At 43.9% G+C, this 6831-nt stretch carries 5 protein-coding genes; 4 read left to right on the top strand and 1 reads right to left on the bottom strand.

Annotated features, from left to right (window positions below):
* Positions 1-116: 116 nt before the first annotated feature.
* The 4 genes from QUA58_RS22740 to QUA58_RS22725 all read left to right on the top strand — a co-directional run bounded on the left by QUA58_RS22740 (position 117) and on the right by QUA58_RS22725 (position 6150).
* Entirely contained in the window at positions 117-2117 is a 2001-nt protein-coding gene (locus QUA58_RS22740; protein WP_445301896.1) for an FAD-dependent oxidoreductase, read from the top strand.
* Positions 2118-2551: 434 nt separating this feature from the next.
* Positions 2552-3238: a class I SAM-dependent methyltransferase gene (locus QUA58_RS22735; RefSeq protein ID WP_333254351.1), complete on the top strand. Its 687-nt coding sequence runs from the start codon at positions 2552-2554 to the stop codon at positions 3236-3238.
* Positions 3238-4308 carry an aromatic ring-hydroxylating dioxygenase subunit alpha gene (locus tag QUA58_RS22730; RefSeq protein ID WP_333396119.1) on the top strand — a complete coding sequence of 357 codons (1071 nt, stop codon included), beginning with the start codon at positions 3238-3240 and terminating at the stop codon, positions 4306-4308. The genes QUA58_RS22735 and QUA58_RS22730 overlap by 1 nt, the downstream gene beginning before the upstream one ends.
* Before the next feature lie 159 nt (positions 4309-4467).
* On the top strand, positions 4468-6150 hold the full coding sequence (locus QUA58_RS22725) for a DUF262 domain-containing HNH endonuclease family protein (protein ID WP_333396117.1): 1683 nt from the start codon (positions 4468-4470) through the stop codon (positions 6148-6150).
* Positions 6151-6252: 102 nt separating this feature from the next.
* Here QUA58_RS22725 and QUA58_RS22720 read toward each other — a convergent pair whose 3' ends face one another.
* Positions 6253-6726 carry a hypothetical protein gene (locus tag QUA58_RS22720; protein ID WP_333396114.1) on the bottom strand — a complete coding sequence of 158 codons (474 nt, stop codon included), beginning with the start codon at positions 6724-6726 and terminating at the stop codon, positions 6253-6255.
* Between the last annotated feature and the right edge of the window lie 105 nt (positions 6727-6831).

Genomic DNA, 6831 nt, shown 5'->3' with positions numbered 1-6831 from the left:
ATATGAGGACGCCCAGACATTTTAATGTTCTCCTTTACTTTTCATGTAACTCTAGCATAACTTTAGAAAAATGGTATTAGTATTTCTTCACATATCCTGCTTTGAGTCTATGATATATGCCTTATGGCGTCCTTGTGTTTAAAGCCCGTTATCGCGTACCGCTGATGAGTCAATTAACCAATCCACCACAATCCCAACCAATTTCTCGAAGAACCGCCCTCAAATTCCTCGGAGTCGGTGCCGCCGGCGGGCTGCTGGGCTACTCTCGATTTTCCAAGCCAGAGCCCACCATTTTTGTGCAAGATTCTCTTGACTTGCCGCGAATGCTGAATAACCGCAAAACCGTTGCAGTTGTCGGGGGCGGCTTAGCCGGGCTCGCCTGTGCTTACGAACTCTCCCAGCGAGGTTTCGCCGTAACATTGCTCGACAAATCGCCCCAACTCGGTGGCAAAATTGCTAGTTGGCCGATACAAGTCGGGAACGAAACTTTTATGATGGAACACGGTTTCCACGGTTTTTTTCCGCAATACTACAACCTTAAAAGTGTGGTTGAAGAACTAGAAATTACTGATAACTTTGTATCTTTAGAATCCTACGCCGTTCTGTTTAGAGACGGCAAATACAAACCCGAAGTTTTCCGTCCCAACCATTCAGCTTTTCCCTGGAATATAGTTGATTTGGGGATATCTTCCCCAAATCGGCTCAAGTGGGGAATCAATCTGACAAAACCAGCTCACTGGCAAGTGTTTCGAGAAATCGGCGGTTTTCAAACGCAAAAAACTTTCGATCGCCTCGACAATATATCAGTTGCAGACTGGGTAAGAGGTGAATTTCCGCGCGGACTTTATGACTTGTATTTTCTGCCTTTTGCCAAATCCAGCCTCAACGCTCCCGACGAATTGAGCGCGGGAGAATTAATGCAATTTTTCCACTTTTATTTTTTCGGAAATCCAGAGGGTTTGGCCTTCAACGGCACGCGGCAAGATATGGGCACGAGTTTGGTGCAGCCGATTGCCAAAGCCATTGAAAGTAAAGGTGGCAAAGTATTAACAGATGTCGCAGTTAGTAACATACACTGGGAAAACGGTCAGATTGATTCTTTGACTTACCAGTCGGGAGGCGTGCAAAGTAAAGTTCCTTTTTGGGTGAAACGAAACACGCTATTAACTGACAGCAACTTTACCGAATATTTCGGCGCTGGAGACAGCGTATTTGCCAGCGCACCCGGAGGAAAAGAAGCAATTTCTCTGAGCTGCACTCACCAAGGCTGCACAGTTCAGAAACAGAACGACGGTCAATTTCACTGTCCTTGTCACGGGGCAGTTTTTGATGCCGAAGGGCGAGTTGTGAGCGGGCCGGCTCAGCGGGATTTGCCTCGATTTAAGGTAGTCGCTGAAAAAGCAGATGAGGTACAGTTGGCCGCCGCCGCGAACAAGTCGCAGCCGCAGAATTTGGGAGAAACATTGAATGCTGATTACTATGTTTTTGCGGCAGATGTTCCGGGGATGCAGCATTTGTTTAGTTTGGCCAGCGGTGAGGTGAATCCGCAGGTGCAGAGCCGGATTGAGAGCTTGAAAATAGCCGATCCGTTTGCGGTTGGGCGTTTTTGGTTCGATCGCGAATTTCCCTGGGAACACAGCAATTTCAGTTCGCTTTCCGGGTACAAACTGACTGACAGCATCACGCTTTACCACAAAATTCAGGATCAGTTCATCGAGTGGAATCAAAAAACTGGTGGTAGTGTTGTGGAACTGCACGCTTATTGTTACAAGGAGAAGGAATTTCCGAATCAGGAAGTTTTGCTGGCGACTTTTGAGCAAGAATTGTACGAAATTGTGCCGGAATTAAAAGAGGCAAATATGCTGCACCGGGAATTGGTAAATCAAAAGAATTTCTCTGGATATCCGCCCGGTAGTTATGCCGAAAGACCGGAGACTTGCTGCGCTGTACCCAATCTTTTGTTTGCGGGAGATTGGGTAAAAATGCCGTTTCCTTGCGGTTTAATGGAAAGGGCAGTGAGCAGCGGTTTGTTGGCCGCTAATGCTATTTTATATCAGGAGGGTTTGCAGAGGCGATCGCTCTTGACGGTAAATCCCGAAGGCGTATTAAAAATCTAAGGTTTGCAGCGGGGCGGGTTTTATAAATCGTCAATTATCGGCTGCTATTCTCGGTGAAACCAGCCCCCAGCCATACCATTTTAGATTTTAGGATCGTGAATTAAATAATTTGCATAAGCCTGTGGGATGGGCCAGAAAGCCCGTCCCTTATAGACGGGCTTTCTGGCCCATCCCACAAGAAAATCACGCATAGCAGGTTATTTAATTCTGATTCCTTAGATTTTAGATTTTAGATGTGAAGAAATGGGAATGACTGATTCAAGTAGGGTTTGGAGCTTTCCTGCAGTTGCATTCTTTTTTTAAGATGAGTTACAGTTTGTGGGTGTGGTTTCCATGAGGGGAAAAGGCAGAGCTTGGAAACAAAAAAAATATCTGCGTTGAGCTGGGTGCATCTGCGGTTAAAATATTATTTAATCAGTATAAAGCAATAATAGATGCTGAAGAGTAACTGCAAAATTCGCAATAAATCTGTAATGTTTGATGCTTTTGCAACAGAATACGATTTCGCCGCCACCTTGCAAAGCCAGAAGGATTTCTTTATTAAAAACCTATCGGCTAGCAAAGGTGCAGCATTAGATATTGGCTGCGGTTCGGGAATTCTTGCTTTTGAATTAGCCCAGTATTACGATCATGTAGTCGCCGTGGATTTCTCTGCAAAAATGCTGGCAATCGCCCGTCAAAAACGGTCAGCACCCAATATCGAATACATCCAAATGGATGCCAGTCAATTAGCCCTCGATCGCCAATTTGATTTAATAGTTAGTGCTGCCACTTTCCACCACCTGCCCAACCTCCCCGCCGCCCTAGATGCAATTAAAAAATTGTTAAATCCCCAGGGAAAAATCGTCTTTTTAGATAATATTTCGGAAGTCGAAACACCTGCTACAATAAGCTACATATTAGGTGCAGCAAGAGATTTTATTCCCGACTGTTCCACCTACGGATTTCGCAATGCTTCAAGATTATTAAAATTTCGATTGTCGCCTGGGTGGTTGAAGCATTTAGCTAGCGATAGGTATTTGTCAGAACGGAGATTTAGAAAAATTTACGGTCATTGCTTTCCGGGCTGTTATTTTGTAAAATTGGGTTGTTTTATGGGCGTAATCTGGGAACATTTGTAATGCAAAACAACGCGATAAAATTGGTATCTGGAAGAGAACAAAAAACTCACATCCGCGAGTTGGGCATTAATCTCGATCGGTGGTATGCGATCGCCCGCAGTACAGAGGTGCAAACTCAGCCACTACCTGTGATATTGTGGCATCGGGCGATCGTGCTTTTCCGCGACAGTGCAGGAAAAATCAACGCTTTAGAAGACAGGTGCCCGCACCGACAAGTCAAACTCAGCCACGGCAAAATTAAAGGCGATTTAATCGAATGCGCTTACCACGGATGGCGGTTAAATGCAAGGGGAGAATGCGCCGAAGTCGATTATTTAGCAGAAAATCAAAAGCTACCTAACTGCAAAATTCGCTCCTATCCAGTCAAGGAACAAAACGGTTTTATCTGGCTGTTTCCCGGCGACGCAACCCAAGCCACAAAAATAGATTTATTAGACTTACCAGAGTGGGAACATCTCAATTATATTGCCACAGTTTCAGTCATCGACTGTCAGGCACACTATTCATTTTTAATTGAAAACTTGATGGATATGTACCACGGACACTTGCACGATGATTGGCAAGCTTGGGCAAATCCAGTATTAGATACTTTAACAGAAGACGAGCATCAAGTAACAGCTTGCTATCAGGCACAAAGTTATTACAAAATAGATAAAATATGGTCAATTTCCCAGTTGTTTTTTAAATCTCTGCGGAAGCTGCACCCGGAACCGCTAGAGGTGAGTTACGTTTACCCGCACTGGGTTTCAAGTTTGGGAAGCGATTTTAAGATTTACTGCTTGGTTTGTCCGGTAAGCGAGACGGCAACTCGCGCTTATTTAATTCATTTTACCTCATTAAATGCGTTTTGGCGGCTGCATAAATTGCCTGTTAGGTTTCGTAGGTTTATCAAAGATAGTTTATTCGGTGCCGCTCAAAAATTATTAGATGGTTTGGTGCGGCAGGATGTGTTAATGATTGAAGAAGAACAGCAGGCTTTTTTGCATAATTCGGAAAGAAAGAGTTATGAATTAAATCGGGCGTTGGGGAGTGTGCAAAAGTTGATGAGAAACCAGGCGGAAAATGGGTAATTCAGTCGCAGATTGAAACCTACGGCGGGACGAATGAAACCCGTCTGCACAGGCTAAGTTGAGAGTTAGCTCTTCCAAGCTTGAGCATGGTATTCTTGTAACAGAGAAAATTGACTTTCGAGAAGCAATTACCAACCACACCTAACACAGGACTCCAGCATGAACCGTGTCAGCATCAAGGGTGAGGAACACCCCATTAGAAAAATCTTTAGCGATGACTTTATGTTCACCATTCCCCTCTACCAGCGTCCTTATGCTTGGACAAATGAGCAAGCTGGGGAACTGCTGGAAGACCTGCTAACATCATTGGGAGATGGTAACGACACGATTGATAAACTCAACCCGTACTTTCTAGGCAGCATTGTTTTGATCAAATCTGGGCCGCCAGATGCTGAAATTGTAGATGGTCAGCAACGTCTAACAACTCTCACCATACTACTAGCTGCTCTCAGGGCATCATTGCCAACAGAACACGCCAATGACTTGACCACTTATCTATATCAAAAAGGCAGCTTAATCGCGGGTATAGATAATCGTTACCGTCTGACTTTGCGCGAGCGAGATGCAGACTTTTTCAAGGAATATATTCAAAATGAAGGTGGTATTAACAAGCTCAAAAAATTGAACAATGCTGAGCTGATGGATACTCAGAAGCTTATTAAAGAAAATGCACATTTATTCTTGCAACGTTTGCAGACTATCGCGGAATCCCACCGTATACGTCTTGCCCAGTTCCTCATTACCCAGTGCTTCTTGGTAGTGGTTTCTACGCCTGACTTTGACTCTGCATATCGGATATTTTCTGTGTTGAACAACAGGGGATTGGATCTCTCCCTAACTGATATCTTGAAAGCGGACATTATTGGAAAAATACCAGAAGGGCAAAAAGAAAAATATACTAAAAAGTGGGAAGATACCGAGGAGAATCTGGGACGCGAGTTATTCAAAGACTTGTTTTCTCATATTCGGATGATTAAGGAAAAGAAAAAACTTAGCAAGAGTATCCTTAAAGAGTTTCAGGAAAACATCAATCCTGCAGCAGGGTCTCAGCAATTCATTGATGAAATTTTAGATCCTTATGCTAAGGCTTTTTCCGAAATTCAAAACTTAACCTATGAAAGCGAGCGGCGTGCCGAGGAAATAAATCAACTATTTAAATGGTTAAACAAAATTGATAATTTTGACTGGATACCACCTGCGATTCTCTACCTATCTCGTAACCGTAATAACCCGGATAATTTGGTGCGTTTTTTTACAGATTTAGACCGCATAGCGGCAGGTTTAATGATTGTCCGCGCCAATATAAATGAACGGATTGAACGTTACAGCAGATTGCTTACTGCTATTGAACAAGAGGAAGATTTATTCAATTCTAATTCACCGCTCCAGTTTACTTCTGAAGAGTCAAACAATATCCTTAGAGTCCTCGATAGTGACCTTTACCTAATCCAAAAAATTCGTCTTTATGTTTTGCTGCGCTTAGATGCTGCTCTGTCAGAAGGTGAAGCATCTTACAACTTCTCCAAAATTACTGTCGAGCACGTACTTCCCCAAAATCCCGGGGCTAATAGTGAGTGGATGAAGTGGTTTCCTAGTCAGGAAGAGCGCGATCAATATGTACATCGTCTTGGCAACTTAGTTTTACTATCTGGTGCGAAAAACACTCAGGCAAAAAATTATGATTTTGATGTGAAAAAACAGAAGTATTTCACTACTAAAACGGGCGTTTCACCCTTTGCACTTACTACCCAAGTGCTGCGGGAACAGGAATGGACGCCAGAAGTAATCGCTCGACGACAGAAAGAGCTGATTAATGTTCTCAAGAATCTTTGGCGCTTATAGGATAATTGAATTTGATATCAAATCGCTCTTATCTGTCCATCAGCACAAAACCATCTGCGTCCATCAGCAGTCAAAAAAATCTAAATTCCGCCTGCACAAACTTTACTTTTTAGCGCGCTGCTGCTGGTAAACGCTGAGAACTTTATCCGCATAAGTAGCAGTTGCGCCGCTTTTGCAAGCTGCGGATTCCCCAGTCATCCACCAGCAAGCGGCGCGGCGTACAGCGGCTGTTTCATTGTTGCCGCTAGCTTTGTATTCGTCGCGCAGCAAATCGCCCGCGATACAGGTAACAATTGATTTGGCTTTTGTCGCGTCGGCCTCAAATTGTTGGGGTGTTAAATCTTGTTTGGTACAGAATTTTGCCCAGCGGGAAATATTGTTCGGTAAAACTTGCCACTGACTGTACATTCCGTCATTTGCGGCTTGTGGCGGGGCGGCTTGTCGCAGCGCTTCTACAAGGGCGGAAACTTGCGCGTCGGTGACTGATTGCGCTGCTGCTGGAAGTGCTTGCAATCCGAGGCTAATTATCAGGCTACCGAATAGTAGATTGGTTTTTGCGATCGATTTAAAGTTCATTCACAATCCCCTGTTTGATTTAAACTTTGTTTCCTCAAACAAGGTTTACTATTTTGTCGGTAGAATGCCTCTGTCTTAAGTATGATTTGCCCACTTAATGCACTG

The organism is Microcoleus sp. N9_A1 (genome assembly GCF_036701795.1).
Classification (GTDB): domain Bacteria; phylum Cyanobacteriota; class Cyanobacteriia; order Cyanobacteriales; family Microcoleaceae; genus Microcoleus.
Note: the sequence above shows the minus strand (reverse complement) of the source record. Positions and strands in the feature narration are given on the sequence as shown.